General features: G+C 59.6%; 24 protein-coding genes. 13 read left to right on the forward strand and 11 right to left on the reverse strand.

Going from position 1 to position 21,175, the window contains the following annotated elements:
* Nucleotides 1-51: 51 nt before the first annotated feature.
* A complete protein-coding gene (locus BY454_RS01640) occupies nucleotides 52-705 on the forward strand; it encodes a peroxiredoxin (protein ID WP_104414886.1) in 654 nt (217 codons plus the stop codon).
* Between the two features lie 100 nt (nucleotides 706-805).
* On the opposite strand, the gene BY454_RS01645 is transcribed toward BY454_RS01640, so the two are convergent.
* The 3 genes from BY454_RS01645 to BY454_RS01655 form a co-directional block, all read right to left on the reverse strand.
* A complete protein-coding gene (locus tag BY454_RS01645; RefSeq protein ID WP_104414887.1) occupies nucleotides 806-1,591 on the reverse strand; it encodes a MetQ/NlpA family ABC transporter substrate-binding protein in 786 nt (261 codons plus the stop codon).
* A gap of 167 nt (nucleotides 1,592-1,758) precedes the next feature.
* Entirely contained in the window at nucleotides 1,759-2,424 is a 666-nt protein-coding gene (locus tag BY454_RS01650) for a methionine ABC transporter permease (protein WP_104414888.1), read from the reverse strand.
* Complete coding sequence (locus BY454_RS01655) at nucleotides 2,424-3,431, reverse strand: methionine ABC transporter ATP-binding protein (RefSeq protein WP_104414889.1); 1,008 nt, start codon at nucleotides 3,429-3,431, stop codon at nucleotides 2,424-2,426. The genes BY454_RS01650 and BY454_RS01655 overlap by 1 nt, the downstream gene beginning before the upstream one ends.
* A 226-nt stretch (nucleotides 3,432-3,657) precedes the next feature.
* Between BY454_RS01655 and BY454_RS01660 the strand changes: the two genes are divergently transcribed.
* On the forward strand, nucleotides 3,658-5,046 hold the full coding sequence (locus tag BY454_RS01660; protein WP_104414890.1) for an HDOD domain-containing protein: 1,389 nt from the start codon (nucleotides 3,658-3,660) through the stop codon (nucleotides 5,044-5,046).
* 21 nt (nucleotides 5,047-5,067) lie between these two features.
* Here BY454_RS01660 and BY454_RS01665 read toward each other — a convergent pair whose 3' ends face one another.
* Nucleotides 5,068-5,682, reverse strand: a complete 615-nt coding sequence (locus tag BY454_RS01665; protein WP_104414891.1) for a hypothetical protein — start codon at nucleotides 5,680-5,682, stop codon at nucleotides 5,068-5,070.
* Between the two features lie 196 nt (nucleotides 5,683-5,878).
* Here BY454_RS01665 and BY454_RS01670 point away from each other — a divergent pair, with 196 nt between their 5' ends.
* The 6 genes from BY454_RS01670 (at nucleotide 5,879) to BY454_RS01695 (ending at nucleotide 9,817) form a co-directional block, all read left to right on the forward strand.
* Nucleotides 5,879-6,646 carry a sulfite exporter TauE/SafE family protein gene (locus tag BY454_RS01670; protein ID WP_104414892.1) on the forward strand — a complete coding sequence of 256 codons (768 nt, stop codon included), beginning with the start codon at nucleotides 5,879-5,881 and terminating at the stop codon, nucleotides 6,644-6,646.
* Nucleotides 6,647-6,736: 90 nt separating this feature from the next.
* Nucleotides 6,737-7,528, forward strand: coding sequence for a MotA/TolQ/ExbB proton channel family protein (locus BY454_RS01675; RefSeq protein ID WP_104414893.1), 792 nt, complete (start codon nucleotides 6,737-6,739; stop codon nucleotides 7,526-7,528).
* Complete coding sequence (locus BY454_RS01680) at nucleotides 7,515-7,907, forward strand: ExbD/TolR family protein (protein WP_104414894.1); 393 nt, start codon at nucleotides 7,515-7,517, stop codon at nucleotides 7,905-7,907. Before BY454_RS01675 ends, BY454_RS01680 begins: the two co-directional genes overlap by 14 nt.
* Nucleotides 7,904-8,314, forward strand: a complete 411-nt coding sequence (locus BY454_RS01685) for an ExbD/TolR family protein (protein ID WP_104414895.1) — start codon at nucleotides 7,904-7,906, stop codon at nucleotides 8,312-8,314. Before BY454_RS01680 ends, BY454_RS01685 begins: the two co-directional genes overlap by 4 nt.
* A complete protein-coding gene (locus BY454_RS01690) occupies nucleotides 8,311-9,078 on the forward strand; it encodes an energy transducer TonB (protein ID WP_104414896.1) in 768 nt (255 codons plus the stop codon). The genes BY454_RS01685 and BY454_RS01690 overlap by 4 nt, the downstream gene beginning before the upstream one ends.
* A gap of 49 nt (nucleotides 9,079-9,127) precedes the next feature.
* A complete protein-coding gene (locus BY454_RS01695; protein ID WP_258075517.1) occupies nucleotides 9,128-9,817 on the forward strand; it encodes a hypothetical protein in 690 nt (229 codons plus the stop codon).
* Here the strand turns inward: BY454_RS01695 and BY454_RS01700 are convergent.
* From BY454_RS01700 to BY454_RS01715, 4 genes are all read right to left on the reverse strand, one after another.
* Nucleotides 9,800-10,207 (reverse strand): NINE protein, encoded by a 408-nt coding sequence (locus BY454_RS01700; RefSeq protein ID WP_104414897.1) that lies wholly within the window; start codon nucleotides 10,205-10,207, stop codon nucleotides 9,800-9,802. The two genes, BY454_RS01695 and BY454_RS01700, sit on opposite strands and share 18 nt — an antisense overlap.
* A gap of 90 nt (nucleotides 10,208-10,297) precedes the next feature.
* Nucleotides 10,298-11,071 carry a class II glutamine amidotransferase gene (locus BY454_RS01705; RefSeq protein ID WP_104414898.1) on the reverse strand — a complete coding sequence of 258 codons (774 nt, stop codon included), beginning with the start codon at nucleotides 11,069-11,071 and terminating at the stop codon, nucleotides 10,298-10,300.
* A 29-nt stretch (nucleotides 11,072-11,100) separates the two neighbouring features.
* On the reverse strand, nucleotides 11,101-11,706 hold the full coding sequence (yfbR, locus tag BY454_RS01710) for a 5'-deoxynucleotidase (protein ID WP_104414899.1): 606 nt from the start codon (nucleotides 11,704-11,706) through the stop codon (nucleotides 11,101-11,103).
* A gap of 20 nt (nucleotides 11,707-11,726) precedes the next feature.
* On the reverse strand, nucleotides 11,727-14,543 hold the full coding sequence (locus BY454_RS01715) for a DUF748 domain-containing protein (RefSeq protein ID WP_258075518.1): 2,817 nt from the start codon (nucleotides 14,541-14,543) through the stop codon (nucleotides 11,727-11,729).
* Between the two features lie 155 nt (nucleotides 14,544-14,698).
* On the opposite strand from BY454_RS01715, the gene pdxH reads away from it, so the two are divergent.
* From pdxH to BY454_RS01740, 5 genes are all read left to right on the forward strand, one after another.
* A complete protein-coding gene (gene pdxH / locus BY454_RS01720; protein ID WP_104414900.1) occupies nucleotides 14,699-15,334 on the forward strand; it encodes a pyridoxamine 5'-phosphate oxidase in 636 nt (211 codons plus the stop codon).
* On the forward strand, nucleotides 15,303-16,067 hold the full coding sequence (locus tag BY454_RS01725) for a 4'-phosphopantetheinyl transferase family protein (protein WP_104414901.1): 765 nt from the start codon (nucleotides 15,303-15,305) through the stop codon (nucleotides 16,065-16,067). The genes pdxH and BY454_RS01725 overlap by 32 nt, the downstream gene beginning before the upstream one ends.
* Before the next feature lie 16 nt (nucleotides 16,068-16,083).
* Nucleotides 16,084-16,671 carry a DNA-3-methyladenine glycosylase I gene (locus tag BY454_RS01730; RefSeq protein ID WP_104414902.1) on the forward strand — a complete coding sequence of 196 codons (588 nt, stop codon included), beginning with the start codon at nucleotides 16,084-16,086 and terminating at the stop codon, nucleotides 16,669-16,671.
* An 88-nt stretch (nucleotides 16,672-16,759) separates the two neighbouring features.
* Nucleotides 16,760-17,065: a DUF6482 family protein gene (locus BY454_RS01735; protein WP_104414903.1), complete on the forward strand. Its 306-nt coding sequence runs from the start codon at nucleotides 16,760-16,762 to the stop codon at nucleotides 17,063-17,065.
* Entirely contained in the window at nucleotides 17,062-17,517 is a 456-nt protein-coding gene (locus BY454_RS01740; RefSeq protein ID WP_104414904.1) for a DUF3429 domain-containing protein, read from the forward strand. Before BY454_RS01735 ends, BY454_RS01740 begins: the two co-directional genes overlap by 4 nt.
* A 69-nt stretch (nucleotides 17,518-17,586) precedes the next feature.
* Here the strand turns inward: BY454_RS01740 and BY454_RS01745 are convergent, their stop codons facing one another.
* The 3 genes from BY454_RS01745 to ectA all read right to left on the reverse strand — a co-directional run bounded on the left by BY454_RS01745 (nucleotide 17,587) and on the right by ectA (nucleotide 21,060).
* Complete coding sequence (locus BY454_RS01745) at nucleotides 17,587-19,041, reverse strand: aspartate kinase (RefSeq protein WP_104414905.1); 1,455 nt, start codon at nucleotides 19,039-19,041, stop codon at nucleotides 17,587-17,589.
* Between the two features lie 54 nt (nucleotides 19,042-19,095).
* Nucleotides 19,096-20,364, reverse strand: coding sequence for a diaminobutyrate--2-oxoglutarate transaminase (gene ectB, locus BY454_RS01750; protein WP_104414906.1), 1,269 nt, complete (start codon nucleotides 20,362-20,364; stop codon nucleotides 19,096-19,098).
* 180 nt (nucleotides 20,365-20,544) lie between these two features.
* Nucleotides 20,545-21,060 (reverse strand): diaminobutyrate acetyltransferase, encoded by a 516-nt coding sequence (ectA, locus tag BY454_RS01755; protein WP_104414907.1) that lies wholly within the window; start codon nucleotides 21,058-21,060, stop codon nucleotides 20,545-20,547.
* Nucleotides 21,061-21,175: the final 115 nt, after the last annotated feature.

Below are 21,175 nucleotides of genomic sequence, written 5' to 3' on the forward strand. Positions count from 1 at the left end.
AAAAAGAGATTTTCACATTCAGCACCTCCATCAAGGTAAAGGAGAATCACTATGAGTCTGCGCTTAGGCGATACCGCACCGGATTTCGAACAGGAATCCAGCGAGGGCACCATCCACTTCCACGACTGGCTGGGCGACGGCTGGGGCGTACTCTTCTCCCACCCGGCGGATTTCACTCCGGTCTGCACCACGGAGCTGGGTCTGACCGCGAAGCTGAAGGACGAGTTCGAGAAGCGTAACGTCAAGGCCATTGCCCTGAGCGTGGACCCGGTGGAATCCCACAAAGACTGGATCAAGGACATCAACGAGACCCAGGGTTGCGCGGTTAACTTCCCGATCATTGCCGACGAGGATGGCAAGGTCTCCAAGCTGTACGACATGATTCACCCGAATGCCGACAGCACCCTGACCGTGCGTTCGCTGTTCATCATTGATCCGAACAAGAAGATCCGCCTGATCATTACTTACCCGGCGTCCACGGGCCGCAACTTCAACGAAGTACTGCGCGTAATCGACTCCCTGCAAATGACCGACGAGCACAAGGTGGCCACCCCAGGCAACTGGGAACGTGGTGGTGATGTTGTGATTGTTCCGTCCCTGCAGGACGAGGACGAGATCAAGCAGCGCTTCCCGAAAGGCTACAAAGCCGTGAAGTCCTACCTGCGCATGACGCCGGATCCGACGTCCAACTGGAGCGGTGACTGATCCACCCCTGCCTTAAGGCATAAAAAAACCGGGCTGCTTAGGCGGCCCGGTTTTTTTTATGGCTGGCGGGCAAACCCATGCCCGCCGAGAGAAGCCCGGCTTAGAACGCCGGTACCACGGCCCCTTCGTAGTTTTCGAGGATGAAGTTCTTCACTTCCTCGGACTGCAGGGCATCGGCCAGCTTCTGCATGGCTTCGCTGTCCTTGTTGTCCGGACGGGCCACCAGGATATTGACATAAGGTGAATCCGAACCCTCGATAAGCAGCGCATCCTCTGTCGGATTGAGGCCAGCTTCCAGCGCGTAGTTAGTGTTGATCAGCGCCAGGTCCACCTGGCCGAGGATACGCGGCAGGGTGGCCGCTTCCAGCTCTTTGAACTCCAGGTCTTTCGGGTTTTCGGCAATATCACGCGGGGTGGCGGTGATCTTGCTTTCGTCTTCGAGGGTGATCAGGCCCGCTTTCTGGAGCAGCAGCAGGGCACGCCCACCGTTGGTCGGGTCGTTGGGGATGGCCACGACCGCGCCTTCTTCCAGCTCGTCCAGGGAGGAGATGCGGTTGGAGTAGGCGCCAAACGGCTCGATGTGAACGCCGGCAACAGTCACCAGGTTGGTGCCACGGCCTTCGTTAAACTCATCCAGGTACGGCTGGTGCTGGAAGAAGTTGGCGTCCATGCGCTTCTGGCTGACCTGGATGTTCGGCTGGATGTAGTCAGTGAAAACTTTGACATCCAGTTCAACACCCTGCTCGGCCAGGGTCGGCTTCACAAATTCCAGGATCTCCGCATGGGGAACCGGGGTAGCCGCTACCGACAGTTTTTCCGCCAGGGCTGCGGAAGAAAAGAAAGTTGCGGCGGCAGCCACGGCTACCAGGGTTTTCTTGAAGTTCATTATTCTGTGCTCCTGTTGTTCTGAGAATTCATTACACCAGACGCACTCCCTTGCGGGACCTCCTCCAGAAACACGCCGACAAGCACATCCATGTGGGCTTGACTCGGGCCATCCATGGCCCTCGACAGTTTCTGGAGGAGGTCCCGCAAGGGAGCACTGATTTGGAGTTAGCGCCGGCTAAAGTATAAAACCAGGCGGTCACCAATCATTTGCAATACTTGCACGAAAATCACCAGCAAAGCGACGGTAATCACCATCACATCCGTCTGGAAACGCTGGTAACCAAAGCGAATGGCCAGGTCACCCAGGCCGCCACCGCCGATAACGCCGGACATTGCAGCATAGGACACCAGCGTGATCGCGGTGACCGTGATACCCGCGATAATGCCCGGAAGCGCTTCCGGCAGCAAGGCACCGAAGACGATCTGGCGAACTGTGGCGCCCATGGCCTGGGTGGCTTCGATAATGCCTCGGTCCACTTCCCGCAGGGAAGTTTCCACCAGGCGGGCGAAGAAGGGCGCACCGCCAGCCACCAGGGGCGGAATCGCACCGGCCACGCCCAGCGAAGTGCCGATCAGCATGACGGTGAACGGGATCATTACGATCAACAGGATGATGAACGGAACGGAGCGCAGCACGTTCACCACAAACGAGAGTACGGCGTAGGCCACCGGTTGTTCCAGCAGCTGGCGCTTGCCAAACAGGAACAGCAGCACGCCCACGGGCAGGCCGATGATCACGCTGAACAGCAGGGACATGCCCACCATCACCAGGGTGTCCCAGCTGGCCAGGCCGATTTCGAACCAGTCGACGTTACTCAGTAAACCTTTCATCAGCGCAACACCTCCACGTGAACTTCGGCGGCTTCGAGCGCCTGCATGGCAACGTCCAGATCACCGCCCACCAGCGACAGGGTCAGCTGGCCGTAGGGGGTGTCCTTGATGTGGTCGATGCGACCGGACAGGATGCTGAAATCCACGCCGGATTCCCGGGCCACGCTGCCCAACAGCGGCTTGTAGGTGGATTCGCCCTTGAAGGTCAGGCGCAGGATGCGGCCTTTGGCTTTTTGCAGGTCTTCCTGGAGCTCGTCACGGTCAATGCTTTCGCTTTCAAACACAAAATCCCGGGTGGTGGGGTGTTGCGGGTGCAGGAAGACTTCGCTCACCGGGCCCATTTCCACTACTTCGCCGGCGTCCATCACGGCCACTCGGTCACAGACACGGCGCACCACGTCCATTTCGTGGGTGATCAGCACGATGGTCAGGCCCAGTTCCTTGTTGATGTCCGCCAGCAGCTTCAGCACCGACTGGGTGGTTTGCGGGTCCAGGGCGCTGGTGGCTTCGTCACAGAGCAATATGGTCGGGCGGCAGGCCAGGGCACGGGCAATGCCGACGCGCTGCTTCTGACCACCCGACAACTGGGAGGGATATTTGTTGGCATGGTCGCTCAGGCTGACCCGGGCCAACAGTTCTTCCACCCGTTCACGAATCTCGGTCTTGGAGTAGATGCCCGCCAGCTTCATGGGGAAGGCGATGTTGTCGGCCACGGTCTTGGAGGACAACAGGTTGAAGTGCTGGAAGATCATGCCCACTTTGCGGCGAAACGCCCGCAGTTCGGCGGCGTTGTAGCGGGTAATGTCTTCGTTGTCGATCAGGATGCGGCCGTCAGTGGTCGGCTCTAACATGTTGATCAATCGCACCAGGGTGGATTTGCCCGCCCCGGAGTGGCCGACGATGCCAAAGACTTCGCCGGTGTCGATGGTCATACTGGTGGGATGCAGCGCGGGGATCGCCCGGCCGCCCACCTGGTACGACTTCTGTACCTGGTCAAATACAATCACGATCAGTGCCTTGCAGGTGCGCCGTTAAAACGCGCGATTATAGCCTATTTGTCACTCAAACCCGAATCACCCGGGCCATGCAGGCCTGTGTAGTTGTCCGTACACTAACGGCTAACTGACCGGAACAATCAGGGTCGGCTAAACTCAGTGATTCAATGCCATCCACCGATTATTTATCGAGGCGCACGCACCAGTGACCAGACCGTCTGAAACGACTGCCCCAAGGATGAACTCCACCCAGGCGTGGGTTTCCTATTTAAGCAAAGTGGAGCTGCCGGTACTGGCCAACACGCTTCGCCAGATCAATGAACTGACCGAAAGCCTGAACAGCACGGTCAATGAATTGGCGAACGTTATCCTGAACGATGCCCAGCTTACTTCCCAGGTGCTTCGGCTCTCCAATACGGTGTTTTACAACCGCGCCAGCACCCAGGTGAGCACGGTCAGCCGGGCCATCACCCTGATCGGGTTCGATTCGGTGAAGTCGATGGCGATTTCTTCGCTGATTGTCGACTCCATGCTCAAACGCAATGACCGGCCGCACCTGTTGCGCTGCCTGGCCCGGGCGATCCACGGCGCGGTGCAGGCCCGATGCCTGCTACCAAGCACCAAGGAGCAGGCGCTCGAAGAGGTCTTTATTGGCGCCTTGCTGATGAACATCGGGGAACTGGCGTTCTGGTCCTGCGACACGGAACAGGCTGCTGAGCTGGAGGAACGCCTTCGTCTGGAGGAGCCATCAGGCGAGGCTCAGCGGGCGGTCCTGCACACCACGTTCACTGAAATCACCCGCGGGCTGGTGGAAGCCTGGGCCCTCGGCCCCTTCATCAAGGAAGTGGTGGCGCCAGGCACCGCCACGTCCAAGGCCAGCAGCCTGGTGCGAAACACCGTGGACATGGCCCGCGCCTCCGAGAATGGCTGGAGCGGCGCGGAAATGGACAAAATCCTGGAGCGCCTGAGCAAGGATGTGGGAGCGCCGCCCGCTGCCATCCGGGATCAGCTCAAAGCCAATGCCCAGGAAGCCACAAGGGTGGCGGTGTCGCTTGGCATTCCGCAAGTGACCGAGCTCATGCCCGGCAATCAGGACAAGGCATCGGAACAGGCCATGGAGGCGCCGGCGGTGGACTCGGACCTGCAACTGGAAATTCTGCGCGAACTCACCCAGACCCTAGCCGAAAAACCAGACATCAACGAAGTCTGCCAATTGGTGATCGAAGGCATTCACCGGGCCATTGGCATGCAGCGGGTCGGCCTGCTGATGACCGACCGCAGCGGCCAGCAACTGGTGCCGCGCAAGGTAGGTGGTCGTGGCACGGAGAAATGGCGGGAGCATTTTGTCATCAACAAGGACAGCACCGGCCCGTTGGGTGAACTGCTCCCCCATGGCATCAGCGCTGTTTATACACCGGGCAGGCAGGCGAGTGGCGTGCCCTATGACCGATGGCTGGGGAAGGTTCCGGCCCTGGTCGGGTCACTGACGGCCAAGGGCCGGCTGGTGGGCCTGTTCTACGCCGACAACGCAGCGGCTGGCTACGTGCCTTCCAAAGAGCAGGAAGACGCGTTTGCCCACTTCATCCAGAATGCCCAACTGTGCCTGACCCTGATGTCCGTTCGCTGACATCAGGGCCCGGCTAATACCTCAGTGCAGGGAGCGCATGTGCCTCGGGTACAGCGCAGCCGTCACTTCCGGCTCCTCCAGCAGATCGGTCAGTTCCCGATCCACCTCAGTTTCCTCACCCTCGTTCGGTAAGGGTTCAAACAGGGTATCCAGCCAGGCGGTAACAGACGGCGCGTTGTCACGATCATAATCGGTGGACAGCGCCTTGATGCGGCGAAAGCCGATAATACGGCGGTGCCGGGGATCACGAATCTGCTCAAATCCACGCCAGTAGATCCGGTCTCGGGTGTGCAGCTGGACAAACAGGGTGTCGATGGGCCCGCCATCATCGTCCGCGTCGTCTTCCTGAACTTCGGCTTCAGCGGCCTGGGCTGGCTGGTCTTTCTCCGGTTTGCGGCGAATGGTGGTCCAGGCCGGGTAGAGCACCGCCACGGCATCGGCTTCCACGTGCTCGCGGGCAGCGCGCAGGATAAGGCCCCAGCGGGCCTTGTCGGCATCGCTTTCAAGGGAGTTAATGGGCAGGTCGTAGCTCTCCTCGTCGGAGAGTACTATTGCCATCATCGGGGCATCCAGCTCGCCCATGGCCTCAGCCTGGGCTACGGATACCAGATCGTCGATTGCCATCGATTGGTTCATAAGATGCTCGCCTCCTCGATGCCATCTGGGTCGCGGGGAACCGGGTTCCCACACCCACAGCATAGCCTGTTCCCCCTGGAAAGATAAACGTGGAGTTGATCGGCACGGATCACAACCCCTGCGCCATTTGCCCAATGGACATTCAGGACCAAAACCGGAAAACTCGGCAGCCTACGTGATTGTCCCGGGGAGTTCCATGGACCTGATGTTTTTCCCGGATGCCCTCGGCCCGACCGTGGGCATCTTTCTGTTACTGGCTTCAGCCCTTACCTCCATGATCACCGCCACCCTGGGCGCCGGTGGCGGTGTTCTATTGCTGGTGCTGATGGCCACCTGGATGCCACCCGCCGCCATCATTCCGGTGCACGGCATGATCCAACTGGGCTCCAACGCCGGGCGGGCCACGCTTACGCGCCGCCATATCGACTGGAGCGTCATTGCCGCCTTCGCCCCGGGCGTGCTCGTGGGTGCGGCTCTGGGCGCCTGGCTGCTGGTGGACCTGCCGGAATATCTGTGGCAGCTCACCATTGCCCTGTTTGTGCTCTACCTGTGCTGGGGCCCCAAGCTGCCCAAGGCTTCCTTCGGCAAGCCTGGCATCTTCCTAGCTTCATCCTTCACCAGCTTTATCAGCCTGTTCGTTGGAGCCACCGGTCCGTTGGTGGCCGCCTTTATCAAACAGATCCACACCGACCGGTTCCGCACCGTGGCCACGTTTGCCACCGCCATGGTGTTGCAGCATGCGCCCAAAGCTCTGGTGTTCACCGTCGCCGGCTTCGTTTTTACCGAGTGGTTGCCCTTCATTCTGGCCATGATTGCCTGCGGCTTTGCCGGCACCTGGATCGGCCTGCATCTGCTCAAAACCATGAGCAACCGCTGGTTCAGTTGGGTGTTCAACATTGCCCTGACCCTGCTCGCATTGCGCTTGCTCTGGCAGGCGGCCATGTCCTCGGGACTGGTGAGTTAAACCAGCCGACCGAGCAAACTTCCGGCTTGCAATTTTACTGATAATCGTTACTATTTAGATCACGTTTCGATAATCAGGTGTTGCAAAGCCATGAATTCCATAAGCGCGGCGTCAGAATCCCTCTTGCCCTCGGGACCACTGTCTCAACTGGTTGAAATGGGCGGCCCGGTGATGATGGTGCTCATTGCGTTAGCAGCCGTCGGTCTGGTCACTTTTTTTTACCTGATGCTCTTCGGCACGTTTTATACTCCACGCTTCAACCGCCGATTGCGTCACCTGCTCAACCAGTGGCAGGCGGACCCGGCCAGCGCCCGGCCCCGGGATGTCCAGCAGAAAGCCGGCCTGTTGGGCCGCACCAATCCGTTGATGCATCTTCTGACCGACACCATGAGCGCCTGCCAACAAGGCTCCAACATTGCCGCAGTGCGGGAAACCGCCGTACGTGATGCCCAAAACGCCCTGGAGCCGTTCGAGGCGCCGCTGAAAATCATCGAAGTCATTGCCGCCCTGGCGCCGTTGCTGGGGCTGCTCGGTACCGTAATGGGCATGATGGAAGCGTTCAGCGCCATGGCCGCCACCGAGGGCCGCGCCAACGCCAGCCAGCTCAGCGGCGGCATCTATGAGGCCCTGGCGACCACCGCCGCTGGCCTGGTGGTTGCCATTCCTTTTGCAGCCCTGGCGGCCTGGATTGAATTTCGCCTGCGCCGGATTCACAAGAACATCAACAGCGCGCTGGTGAGTGTGTTCAACGTAACACCGTTGGCCACTCCAGTTACCGAGAAATCCGTCGAACCGGAACAGCCAGCCCGCGAGAAGACTGCCGAACCTGCTGCAGACTACGCCCTCGGCAACGGCGCGCGATACGCCCATGCAACTGGTTGATCCCAGACCCAGCCGCCCCATGCCTATCCGGATAACACCCCTGATTGACGTGGTGTTTATCCTGCTGGTGTTCTTCATGCTCACCACCCGCCTGCTGCCGGTGGACTACCTGGAGCTGGGGAACAATACCGACAGTCGCGGCACAGCCACCGGCGAGCCGCTGCCGGAGCTGGTCATTAATGCCAACGGCACAGTGCTCTGGCAGGGGAACGACTACACCCTGGACCAACTCATCCCCGCCCTGGCCAATGCCGGAATTACCGAAGCCAACATTCGTGCCGCAGCCCAGGCCAGGCTGGCCAGCTTCACTCAGACATTAAGCGCCCTGGACAGTAACGGCATTCAGGCCCACTGGAAACGCGACCCCGACGACTCATGAACGAACTGGTTCCACCTCCCGGCACTTCCGGCAAGGGCCTGCTGGACCGTGTTGAAGATGCCCTTCTGCCCCTGATCAACCTGGTGTTCCTGCTGTTGATGTTCTTCATCGTGGCCGGCCAGCTCGCCAATGATCCGCTGCCGGAACTGCCCGGCACCTCGCAACTGGAGAAGGAACGATCTCCGGAGGCGGACTTGATGGTCAGGGCCGATGGAACTTGGCAGGTCGATGGGAAAACCCGGCAAGCCGACACCCTGTTGGCGGCGCTCGACGAGCCTGGCGAAGACGCCTCCCTCAGGATTGCTGCGGATGAAGGTCTGACCATGGCCGATCTGGAAACGTTGCTCCGGTTACTGGAGCAGGGAGGCTATACCGAGGTGGTGCTGCTGACGGAGCCGGGATCATGAAACCCGCCGGTCATATCCCCAAGGTGCTCTTTCTGCTATTGGCTGTTGCCCTGGCCGCGACGGTACTGGTGTGGGCGGCGCCACAGACGCCCATGACGTTGCCCGTGCTCGGCGACAATGCCGTGAATACCGCACCGGCCATCAAGATCAGCCTGGCGGGCAAGCGGGCCCCTGAGCCAGAGCCGGCGCCGACCCCCGCACCAAAGCCGAGACCCAAGCCAGCACCGAAACCTGAGCCAGAGCCGGAACCCGCGCCAGAACCTGAACCTATACCAGAGCCTGACCCCGTACCAGAACCTGAAACCGTGCCGGAGCCTAAACCGGAACCAGAGCCGGAACCTCAGCCTCAACCAGAGAAGAGCGAGGTTACTGAAACGACGGCTGAGCAGGCTCCTGCCGAGGAGCCGATCGGTGAAGAAGCGGAGGCCGACGACAGCCAGAATGCCGTGCAACTACAAAACGCCGGCAATTCCTCGGACGTGGACAGCTACCTGAGCAAGCTCAGCCGCCACCTGGCCCGCCACTACGACTACCCCCGTCGCGCCCGCCGCCTGGGTCAGCAAGGAACTCCAGTGGTGGTTTTCGAGTTCAGCCGTGACGGCACGCTGCTCAACCACAGCCTGCGGGACAGCTCCGGCCACCGCCTGCTCGATGACGCCGCTCAGGACATGCTGATCCAGGCCGCGCCCCTGCCCAGGGTGCCGGAGAGCATGCGAGGCAAGAGCTTTACCTACGCCCTGCCGGTGCGGTTCAGTTTGCGTTGAGGAAGTACTGGGGCGACGGTACCATGGAAAGTCCAACCCAGAGGCTTGCATGCAGAAAACGTCACACCACCGCATTGGCCAACTTATGTGCCAGGCCACCCTCGACATTCTTTGGCCACCCGCCCGCGCTGGACGTCCCAAGGCGGACCTGAAGTGCCGTGTCGGCTCCGGTCAGGCGACCTACCATCGGTTCGATTCACGTCGGAAACAACACCTGATCACCTATGGCGTTCGGATGATCATCGCGAAGCAGTCAGCCGATGCCGCTCTGGGCTGGCTATCCACCAGGGAAATTAACCGACTGGAATATTTTGGCGGCGAAGTCAGCCCACTCAACCTGCTCGCCCATACCTGCTGCCATGAGTTCGCCCATCTGCTGCAACACGCCGCTGGCCAGCGTTATTATGGCTCAGTGCACAATCGGCCTTTTTACACGCTATTGGACCGCCTGTACTCCGAAGGCCAGGCCGAGAAGGTCCGGCACTACCTGAAGAACCGTGCCTGGGAGGAAGGTCTGGCACTCTCTGAAACCCCTTTCGACCTGCCCAGTGCCGAGGACAACGCCCGCCAATGGCAGGTTGGCGATACGGTCAGTTTTGGCGAGGGAGCCCGGCAACGCCAGGGGCGGATCGTCCGGGTGAACCGGAAAACCTGCACGGTGGACAGTACCGAGCCGTTGAAGGGACAGCGCTACCGGGTGCCGGTGCAGATGCTTCGGCGTCTAAAAGACTCTGTCTGAAGCGTTACGAATGGAGACTTGCTCATTGAGGGTCCAGAAATCGTACAACACGCCCAGCAGCAACAAGCCACCGGTACACAGGTAAATCACGCCAGTAATCCACTTGCCCATGTACATGCGGTGCAGTCCCAGCACGCCCACAAAGGTAAGCAGTAACCAGGCAATGTTGTAGCTGGTTTCGCCACCGCTGAAGCGTAGGTCGGCTTCGCGATCCATGGACGGGATCAGGAAGAAGTCGACGATCCAGCCGACGAAGAACAGCCCGAGGGTGAAGAACCAGATGGTTCCGGTCACGGGCTTGCCGTAGTAAAACCGGTGCGACCCCAGAAAACCGAAGATCCAGAGCAGATAACCGAAAAGTTTGCTGTGGGTGTCCGCCCGCTCAATCATGGAATGTCCTGTTCTGTTATGGATGGCCTGTGTTCTATATAAGCTCCTTTCCAGGCTGAACCAACCCCAATAACAAAACCTTAATGGGTTTCAGCGCCCGCCGGACAACACCACTTCGCCCTTGCGCCACAGGCGCCATTCACCGGGTTGGTAGATATCCCATTTTTCATCGGTGGTCAGCGGTTCGGTCACGATGACACTGACAATGTCGTCTGGCGTGGTTTCCGACTCGAAATCCACGGTCACGTCGGTGTCCTTCAGCCGGGCGGGGCCGAAAGGCGCCCGACGGGTGATGCTGGCCATCTTGGTGGTGCAGTAAGTAAAGAGCCTCTCACCGTTACTGAGCAACAGGTTGAACACGCCCTGGCGGGCATAGTTGTTGGCCAGTTCCACCAAGTGCTCCACCAACGTTTCTGCCGGATCGCCCCGATGGCAATGCTGGCGCAGGTGATTGAGCATGTCGCAGAACAGGGCCTCGCTGTCGGTGGTGCCCACCGGCTCGTAAAAGCCGGGCTCCGCCTGGAAATCCGACAACTGGCCGTTATGAGCGAACACCCAGTATTGCCCCCAGAGTTCCCGGATGAACGGATGCGTATTGGCCAGGCAGATGTCGCCCACGTTGGCCTGGCGGATATGGCAAATGGCCACTTCGCTCTTGATGGGATGGGTCTGCACCACCTCGGCAATGCGGGAGCTGGCGCTGGGATCGGGATCGTGGAAGCTGCGTACGCCCTTGCCCTCGTAAAACGTCACCCCCCAGCCATCCTTGTGCGGACCTGTTTCGCCGCCTCGCCGGGTCAGGCCGGTGAAGCTGAAGCAGAGATCGGTTGGGGTATTGGCACTCATGGCCAGCAGTTCACACATACTCCATTGTTTCCATAGTGTTGTGGCGTTCAGCCAAGCAGGTTGTCCAACGGTTGATCGTAGCCGGGGGCGAAGACCTCCAGGAAGTAGAGCACCTCGGGCAGAGCCTCTTCCTCCAGCCGGGCCCGTATCTGTTTTTCGGCCGGCTCGAACTCCGGGTTACCGGCCCGAATCTCGGCCCGACACTTGAGCCACGCAGAGAGCCGGTCGGCGGCCTTGATCAGTTGCTTTTCCTGTTCCGCCAGCCGGGATTCACGCACATAGGGCGAGAAATCCTCCTGCAACTCCTCGGGCAGCAACGCCAGCAGTTCTGCCTCGGCCTTGTGCTCGATGTCGCCAAAAGCTTCGCGCATGACCCGGGAATGGTACTTCACCGGCGTGGGCATATCACCGGTGATCACCTCTGTGGCGTCGTGGTACAAGGCCGCTGCGGCGATGCGGTCGGCGTTCACCTGACCGTCGCAGAGCCGATTGTGGATCAGTGCCAGGGCATGGGCCAGGGTGGCCACTTCCCAGGAGTGGGTGGCCACGTTCTCGTCAATGGCATTGCGCATCAGCCCCCAGCGCTTGATCCAGCGCAGGCGGGAAATATAGGCAAAGAAATGACTGGCCAGGCGTTGTGGGGCAGCAGGCATACAGCGTTTAAACCTCGGTCTTAGCGAACATCCAGAGTAAAGGGCACAATCACCTGCCCGTTGTCGGTCAACTCGGCCTGGCGCGAGGCATCCAGCAGGAACAGCTGCTCACCGGCGACACCGTGCGTGTCTTCCAGTATCCGGCGCACTTCCAGAGCCCGCTGGCTGGCCAGCTTGCCCAGGGCTTCGGGCGGCAACTGCCGCTCTCCGGCCAGATAGGCCTGCCGGGCTTGTTCCCAGGCTTCACCACTGGTCTCTTCACCCCGGGCCGCCATACGTTCTTTCAGCAGTGCCAGTCCGTCTGCTTCAGGTGCCACGGCGCCACGAACATTCAAAAGCAGTTCCGGGCGCTCCTGCAGGGCGCTGGCCAAAGCGGCCAGTTTGGCGGCCTCCTGCTCCGGCATAACGGTCGTTCCAGGCTCGAAGGCCACGTGCCCCAACTCCTCACTGCTGAAGCCCGCCAGGTCAGCCACGGAACCCAGCATGGTGAACGGCGAGGCAGCGGCTTTGGCCAGCAGGTTCACAAACGCACGCATCACCACCTGGCCCACACTGAATTGCGGGTCCGCCAGGTCACCGCTGACCGGAAGGTCCACTTCAATCACTCCCTGGCGATCCGTGAGCAGGGCCAGGCCCAGTTTCACTGGCGCGTTCACAGCCTGGTCGCTGGCCACATTCTGGCCTAATTTCATCTGATCCAGAATGACGGTATTGGAAGCATCCAACTGAGTGCCGGTAATACTGTAATCAAGATTCAGCTCCATTTTACCGCTGTCCACGGCATAGCCGACATAGCGGCCGAAATAGGGCGACAGTACCGGCAGCGACAGGTTCTGCATCGTCAATTTCAGATTACTGGTGTCTTCGGTGCCCAAAGCACCCAGGGTGCCGGTAAACTCAACAGGCGCAACGCCGGCCAGTTGCCCTTGCAGGTTCACTTGGCCCTGCTGGGGTGGCACGTTACTGATACCGGAAATGGAGCCGCTTAAGGCATCAAATGTGGTGTTGAAGGGCGGTTCCAGGGTTCGATCCGTGTAAGCCAGTGCCGCTTCCTGCAACTGCAATTCCCCGATTCGGAAAATGAACGGTGGTTGCTCGTCGCTCCCTGTGTCGGTTGGCTCCGGTGCGCTGGCCGACTCTCCCGAATCCGGGTTGGTTTTGGCGATGGTTTGAACGTTATGCTGCCCTTCCGCCAAGCGCACGATATTGGCCTCAGGCTGCGCCAACACCACGGTGCCAATCTCGAGCCGGGCCGGGTTCACATTGAACTCAATGGGTGCCAGTCGCATGCTTTCCCAGGAAAGTAATGACTGGCTCTCATCCGGCAAACGGAGGTTAAGCCCCGCCACTTCCGCCGTGCCGCTAAACGTACCCGTCATCGGATCGGTCTGGTCATCCAGATCCAGGTTGCCATCGAACCCCAGGGTGCCATCCACCACTTCCAGGTTGGCGTTCATTCTTATGTAAGGTTCAAAGGCCGCCAGTGCGATGTCGGAGCCGGATAATGCCGCTTCGAAGTTGAATGGCCGGGGCGTTAACTGCCCGTTGGCGGACAAACGCCCACCGCTGGCCAGAGCAGAGGAGAGACGATAAGAGACCGGCTCGTCCAGGCGATGGGAAAGGCCGCCGATCGAAGCGCTCAGCTCAGTGAGTTCGATATTCGCCGGCGTGGGCGGCACGTCATCCCGCCACTGCAACCGGCTGTTGTTTAGCTCCAGGCCCTGGATACTCCAGCGGAAGGGGGTGGAGGCCTGGGACTGCTCTGCCCCGCTGTCGGCCTTTGTTTCCGGCAGGGACGCAAGCCAGTCAATTTCCCCCCCGGCGTTGCGGTGGGCCGCCACCGATAGCTGATCGAAAGACACCATACCAACGGTGGCCTCGCGATTCGCCAGGTCAAACCCGACCCCTGCAATTTCCAAATCTCCCAGGCTCAGAGCTGGCTCCTCGCTATCAGCCGACAGGGCCATCGCCACGTCGTTCGCGATCAGTCGGCCTTCCGCGGTATCCAGGCTCAGGGTATCGCCGGCGAAGAGCCGGTAGCGGGATTCGACAGACACAGTGCCGCTGCGCAACTGCCAGGGCAGCACCGGCGCCAGGAAGTGGGCGAGGGTGTCGTAACGGATATCCGACAATTCCACGCGACCCTCGGAAGACAGGGGGGCCAGCTCCAGAGACCCAAACCATTCGATGCTCTGGTCGTCCACAGCAGCCACAAGGGAATAGCGACTGTCATCTTCATCCCTCGGCCAGGTCGCCAAGTCACTGACGCTCAAATCCAGTGGCGTGATGTGGAATTCGGCGACGTCGTCCTGAGTGAAATCCCGGAAACGGATACTGCCACCGTCAATCGCAAGCTGACTGAAATAGAGCTTAAGGGGCTCGGATGATTCTTCGGGGCCGGCGGTTTCAGGCTCCGGCTGGTCTCCCGGCGGGTTGGCTTCACGCCAGTCCCGGGCAAAATTGACCGAGTAATCTTCCAGCAAGTCCACCCGTACATCCGGCGCCTCCAGATAAATGTTCTGGAAGCCCACCACGCCGGTCAGTAACTGGAAGAAACTGAGATTCACCATCAGACGATCAAAGGTTACCACCGGCTCGTCGGTGCCATCCACGGCCTCAAAGCCCCGAGCTTCCAGAGTCAGGGCAAAGGGGTTGGCACTGATGTCTTCCACCGAGGCCTGCCAGCCCATGGTCTGGTCCAGCTGCTCAGGCACGGTTTTTTGCAACCACCAAGGCAATATCAGGAAGCCAGCCAGGGCATAAAGCACCAGAAGCACAGCCACGCCCACCAGTGTGTTCCGTAACCAGCGACTCCGTTTCGCTTTTTCCTCGCTCACAGGCCACTCCCCAATTGAATATTGCCAGTTGATACCTGTTAGCAAGCATAGCGTCCGATTGGGCAACTTGTCAGCCAGACCTGACAGAAACCGGCGAACCCGATATGCTCCGCCAACGTATCACTCCCTGTAGACACTGACGGAGACTTCCAGTTATGGACATCGGCGATATGCGTCGGGATTTTGAAAGCGAGGGACTGGATCGCGAACACCTCAATAACAGCCCCGTGATCCAGTTTGAAACCTGGTTCAACGATGCCCGTACCGCCGGCATCCTGGAGCCCAACGCCATGTCACTGGCCACCACCGGGGCCGATGGTCTGCCAGATCTGCGCACGGTGCTGCTGAAATACTTCGACGACCGGGGTTTTGTGTTTTACACCAACTACGGCAGCCGAAAGGCCCGGGAGATTGAGGAAAATCCCCAGGCTGCACTGTTGTTCCCGTGGATTGGCCTGAATCGCCAGGTACGCATCCAGGGTGCCGTGGAAAAGGTCAGCAAGGCGGAATCACTGCGCTACTTCGCGTCTCGCCCCCGAGGCAGCCAGATTGGCGCCTGGGTGTCCGAACAAAGCAAGGTGATCACCTCCCGGGGCCTGCTGGAGCAGAAAGTGGCCGAAATGAAGCAGAAATTCAGCGCCGGCGAGGTACCGCTGCCTGAGTTCTGGGGCGGCTATCGGGTGGTGCCGGAGCGTATCGAATTCTGGCAGGGTCGGCCCAGTCGCCTGCACGACCGTTTTGAATATGTAAGGAAAGGCGATGCCTGGTCCATCCAACGACTGCAACCCTGATCACCCACCCCGCGTATGGCTCTGCCATCGGCTGACGGCAAACACCGGCATCACCCCGGACTGGCTTCTGCCTGGTGAACACCAGCGCCTGGCCGGGCGGATAGGTGCCGGCGCCAATGACTTCCTGGCCAGCCGCTGGCTCATCCGCCAGGCCCTGGGGCGGGTCAGCGGGGAAGTTCCGAGCCATTGCCGCCCGGTCAGCGGGCGACCGGTGGCTTCGGACCATCCGCCGGGCCTTCAGCTGTCCCTGAGCCACAGCCAGGGGCTTGTGGCCTGTGCCAGCGGAGGTCAGGCCGTGGGCATCGATATCGAGCCCGGCGGCCGACAATCCGAATGGCACCGGGTTGCCCGCCGCTGGTTCTCGCCGGTGGAGCAGGAGTGGTTGTTCCGGGCCGACGACCCATTCCTGTTCCTGCAGGTCTGGACACTCAAGGAAGCCTGGCTGAAGGCCACCGGCCGGGGAATCGCGGGCAACCTGCAAACCCTGGAAGTCCGCAAAGACTTTGAATTGTATGGTGACCGGCCAGAGCAAACCTGGGCCACCTGCTGTTGCTACGTCGAAGGCTTTCTGGTGACACTGGTGTACCAGACCGACGATCCGGACGACCCACAACGATGGCCGTCCATCACGCTCTTTGAGCCGCCCCCGGATGACTACCACCTGGAACCGGCTGAAGAATTGAGCGCGGATTGGGAGCCGCTGTTCCATCGCACCATCCGCAACAAACGTTGACCAACTGGAGTGCCCCATGGCCGAGTCCCAAAGCCAGCGATGCCCCTGGTGTGGAGACGATCCCCTGTACGTGCATTACCACGACACCGTCTGGGGCCGACCGGAATACGACGACCTGGCCCTGTTCGAAAAGCTCTGTCTTGATGGCCAACAAGCGGGCCTGAGTTGGCTGACCATCCTGCGCAAGCAGGAGAACTACCGGGCGGCCTACGCCAACTTTGATCCCGAACGCATCGCCCGGTTTGATGACCAGGACGTGGCCCGACTGCTGGCGGACCCCGGCATCGTACGCAACCGCCTGAAGGTGCATTCCATCATCCGTAATGCCCGTGGGTTCCTGGCCCTGCAGGACCAGGGCGTTGGCTTCTCGGACTTCCTCTGGGACTTCGTCGAAGGCCAGCCAATCCAGAATCGGTGGCAGGCCTTTGAAGAGGTGCCGGTAACCACCCCGGAATCGGTTGCCATGTCCAAGGCGCTCAAGAAAGCCGGTTTCAACTTTGTCGGCCCCACGATCGTTTACGCCTTCATGCAGGCCACCGGCATGGTGAATGATCATCTGGTGTGCTGTCCGGCCCATGAGGAATGCCGCGCCCTCGCGCAATGATCCTGTTGACTCCCTGACTCGTAAATTTCCCCGTAACGCACTTTTAAGAGTGACCTTAAGAGTGACCTGAAAAAACGGGAGGTTTCACGTGCGCATAACGCTCGATGAGCTCAGGAATCTTGAGCGTCCGGTGTTCGATCTTCTGGAGATCATTTCACTGGAAGGACAACAATACATGGCCCGGCTGCATGGGCCCCAGGGCATGCAGCTGTTATCGGACGACAAGGGCAACACTCGGCTGTTTCGTAGCGCCTGGCAGGTTCAGGACACCCTGGCCCCTTTCGTCATTCTGGAAACCCAGGTGGTTCACCCCTCCGCCTATCATGAAATGGTGGGCATGGAGCCGGCAGACATTGAACCCATGCGCATTCAGGTACAGAGGCGACCGTCGTGATCGTTATTGCCCGATTGGCCATACTGGTTGGTCTCGCCGGTCTGCTGCCGTTTCTCGCCGGGGCCGCCGGTCTGTTCCTGATGCCCTCGAAGAGCGTGGCCATCCTGGCGTGGTTCTATATCTACAGCGCAGGCATACTGGCATTCATGGCCGGCGTGTACTGGCCCATTGCGCTGCAATTGGAGAATCGCACGTACCCCCAGTCTCCGATGGTTTGCATGCTGCTGAGCCAGGCCTTTTTTATAACGGCCGGCATCGGCCTGCTACTGCAAACCTCTCACCAGATCGCGCTCTACACCGTGGCGTACCTGCTGCTTTATTGGGTGGATGCACGCTGGATGCGGCACTACTGGCCGAGCTGGTACCTGAAGTTACGGCTGGGGCTGACGTTGACCGTGGTGGTCTGTCAAATCGCGGCGGGCGCGTGGTTTTATCTGGTTCACAACGCTTGAACCAGGGAGCAATAAAGGAGGGATGGCGAGTCCGGGCAAGCATGCCCGGACTGCCAGACCGAAACCCGATCAGGTGGTTTCAGACGCGGCCACAATCGCATATTCGTGATTGTGGGGCTCAATCAACGAGCCGTGCAGGGCGACAATCGCTTTGTTGTAATCGTCTTCGTCGATCACAAACTGGATGTCGACCTGGCGCATGCACTGGTGAATGGCCAGCACACTGATTTCCTCATCCGCCAGCGCTTTCACGGAGCGGGCCAGAATGCCTGGCACCTTCATGTCGCTGCCGCAAGCGGAAACCAGGGCCACCTTGCGCGTGCTTACTTCGCCATTCGGGAACTCTTCTTCCAGCGCCTTCACCACACGCTTGACGTGCTTGAGCGTGGTGTCCACATAGTGGGTGATGGTGTTGGCGTTGGTGTCCTTGCCCATGAAGCGCACTTTGAAACGGGTCAGAACGTCCAGAATCTTGCGATCCGAACCCGGTTCGCCCTGCATATCCTGATCGAACACTTCAATGGCAAACACACCCTTGGCACCGGCGATGATCTCCACCTGGGGCTTTTCACTGACATAGTCGCCGGTGATCAGCGTGCCGGTGTGCTCCGGCTCAAAGGTGTTCATCACCCGCAACGGGATTTCATCCTGACGGAGTCCCTTGCCGGCACGGGGGTGAATCGCTTCCATCCCCAGGTTGGCCAGCTGGTCGGCGATGTCGTAGTTGGTGCGGCCCAGCGGCACCACCTTGTCTTCGCCCACCACTTTCGGGTCGGCCGAACTCAGGTGATATTCCTTGTGGATAATGGCTTCGCGGGCGTTGGTGATCACCGCCACCCGGCTGAAGGTCATCTCACTGTAGCCGCGATCGAAGGTCCGCATCAGGCCCTCTTTACACTGGGCATAACCGGTCACAATCGGCAGTTCGCGGCTCAGGTCCACGTTATCGAACGCCTGCTTCAGCTTTTCATCCAGAGGCAGCAGCTCGGCGTCACGCCAACCGGTCAGATCCACGAAACGGGCATTGATGCCTTCCTGCTGCAGCTTCAGCGCGGTGTTGAACGCACTGTGGGCTTCACCGATGCCGGCCAGCATTTCACGAACCGTCAGCAGGTGCTCTTCGAGCTGGAACTGGCCGTAAGAGCACAGACGCTGCAGGTCGATCAGGCAGCCCCGAACGCCTTCAATACGGTCGGTGATGAACTGATCCGCCTGCTGTTTAAGCATGGGATCTTCAAACAGGTTGCCGTTGAGGTCGGTCAGGAACTTCACCAGCTTGGTGAGATCGTCACCCCAGGCCCAGTCCGATTCGGCATCGGCAAACAGGGCGTAAACGCCCGGCTCGCCGGTTTTCTTGTGCTCCAACAGCTCGTCCGTCACACCACCGTAGGCGGACACCACGAAAATGCGCTGGTAGAGGTCGTCTTTATTGCGATTACCAACAATGATGTTGTCGCGCACGGCCTCGTAGTTGCTCATGGAAGTACCGCCGATCTTCTCGACGGTATGTTGTGCCGTAGTCATGTAGTTGCCTTTGCTATGTGCAGAATGAATGTTCCGTCAAACAGTATAGGCGCCTTATGACGCCTCGTTGACGCCTTCCTGCATGATTTCATCGACACACTCACCGAGGATCTTGGTGCCCAGGCGCAGGTCGTCCTCGCTGGTGGTCAGCGGCATCAGGCACTTGATGACTTCGTCGTTCGGGCCACTGGTCTCAATGATCAGGCCTTTCTCGAAGGCACGCTTGGTGATCGGGCCGGTCAGGTCAGCGTGAGTCGCGGAGATACCGCGCATCATGCCACGGCCCTTCAGGCGGAACTCGCTCGGATACTTGTCGCAGATCGCCTGCAGGCCTTCAGCCAGAACGTCCGATTTGGCTTTCACTTCGTTGGCGAAGGCGTCGTCTTTCCAGTAAGTCTCAACAGCGGTACGCGCTGTCACAAACGCCATGTTGTTGCCACGGAAGGTACCGTTGTGCTCACCGGAAGCCCACACGTCCAGTTCCGGCTTGAACAGCACCAGTGCCATCGGCAGACCGTAGCCAGACAGGGACTTGGACACGGTGACGATGTCCGGCTTGATGCCTGCGAACTCAAAGCTGAAGAAATCGCCGGTGCGACCATTACCCGCCTGGATATCGTCCAGAATCAGCAGGATGTCGTGTTTCTTGCACAGCTCGGACAGGCCTTTGAGCCATTCGGCACGAGCCGCGTTCAGACCACCTTCACCCTGGATGGCTTCGACAATCACTGCCGCCGGCAGCTCAACACCGGAGGAGCTGTCAGACAGCACCTTGTCCATGATCTTCAGGGTATCTACGTCTTCACCCAGGTAACCGTCGTAGAACAGGAAATCCACGCCAGTCAGCGGCAGGCCAACACCACCCCGGTGGTGCTCATTACCGGTGGCGGCAACCGCGCCGGTGGTCACACCGTGGAAGCCGTTGGAGAAAGAGATAATGTTGGTGCGGCCCTTCACCTTACGAGCCAGCTTCATGGCCGCTTCCACACAGTTGGTACCGGTGGGGCCAGTGAACTGCATTTTGTAGTTCAGGCCACGGGGCTCAAGGATGTGCTTCTTGTAGGACTCCATGAAGTCGTGCTTGGCCGTGGTAAACAGGTCCAGGCCCTGACTGACGCCGTCAGCCTCAATGTACTCGAGCAGGGCTTTCTTCAGGGTGTCGTTGTTGTGGCCATAGTTCAGGGAGCCAGCGCCGGCCAGAAAATCGAGATATTCCTTACCATCTTCTGTGTACAGGTGCGCGTTCTTGGCGCGGTTAAAGATCACCGGGAAGGCACGGGAATATACACGTACTTCGGATTCGGTCGACTTGAAAAGTTCCATGGTCTTGCCTCTTAGCATATTAGGTTCGAGGTAGATGCGCGGGGAGCTTGCGGGGGTCTGTATAGGTGTCGCAGCAAGCCCACCGTGCGTTGGTTAAAGCCTTGAAGGCAGGCCCACCTCGGGCGGCCTGCCGGCTAGTCCAATTCACAGTTGGTCACGAAAAGTCGTGTACCGGGGCTATCAGACAGACTTCGTAAAGGGCCCAATGCGCAGCAGGAACTCGGAGTCGTGCTCGCCGCCGAAGTGGGTCTCTTTCTCGAAGTGCTCGTGGTAGGTGAGCTCGGCTCCCATGTCACGGGCGAATGAGCGGAACAATGCCCAGGAAGCCTCATTGTCTTCGGTAATGGTGGTTTCCATGTGTGTGACGTTCTTGCACACATCACGGGCCACGATTTCCTTCAACATGCGCTTTGCCAGGCCCTGGCCACGACCTTTCTCGTGAACGGCCACCTGCCAGACAAACACGGTTTCAGGCTGTTGGGGAGGGATATATCCGGAGATAAAGCCGACCAGATCGCCGTCCATCTCCGCCGCCACGCCGGTCTCGGCAAAGTGGCTACACTGCAGGAGGTTGCAGTAGATCGAATTGGGGTCCAGTGGCGGGCATTCCGCAATCAACTGGTAGAGTCTGTAGCCATCATCTTTCACGGGAACGCGAAGTTTGATGGCGGTCGTATTCGAGCCTTCTGATGTCATATTGATCAACTCGCTGCCTAACGTTGGTGAGAAATTATATAGACCACGAAATATATTTCAAGTTGACCGCACCCAGCGACACCCAAGCGCGGCCACTCAACCCTAAGAATAGACA

Source organism: Marinobacter persicus (assembly GCF_002934325.1).
Lineage (GTDB): Bacteria > Pseudomonadota > Gammaproteobacteria > Pseudomonadales > Oleiphilaceae > Marinobacter > Marinobacter persicus_A.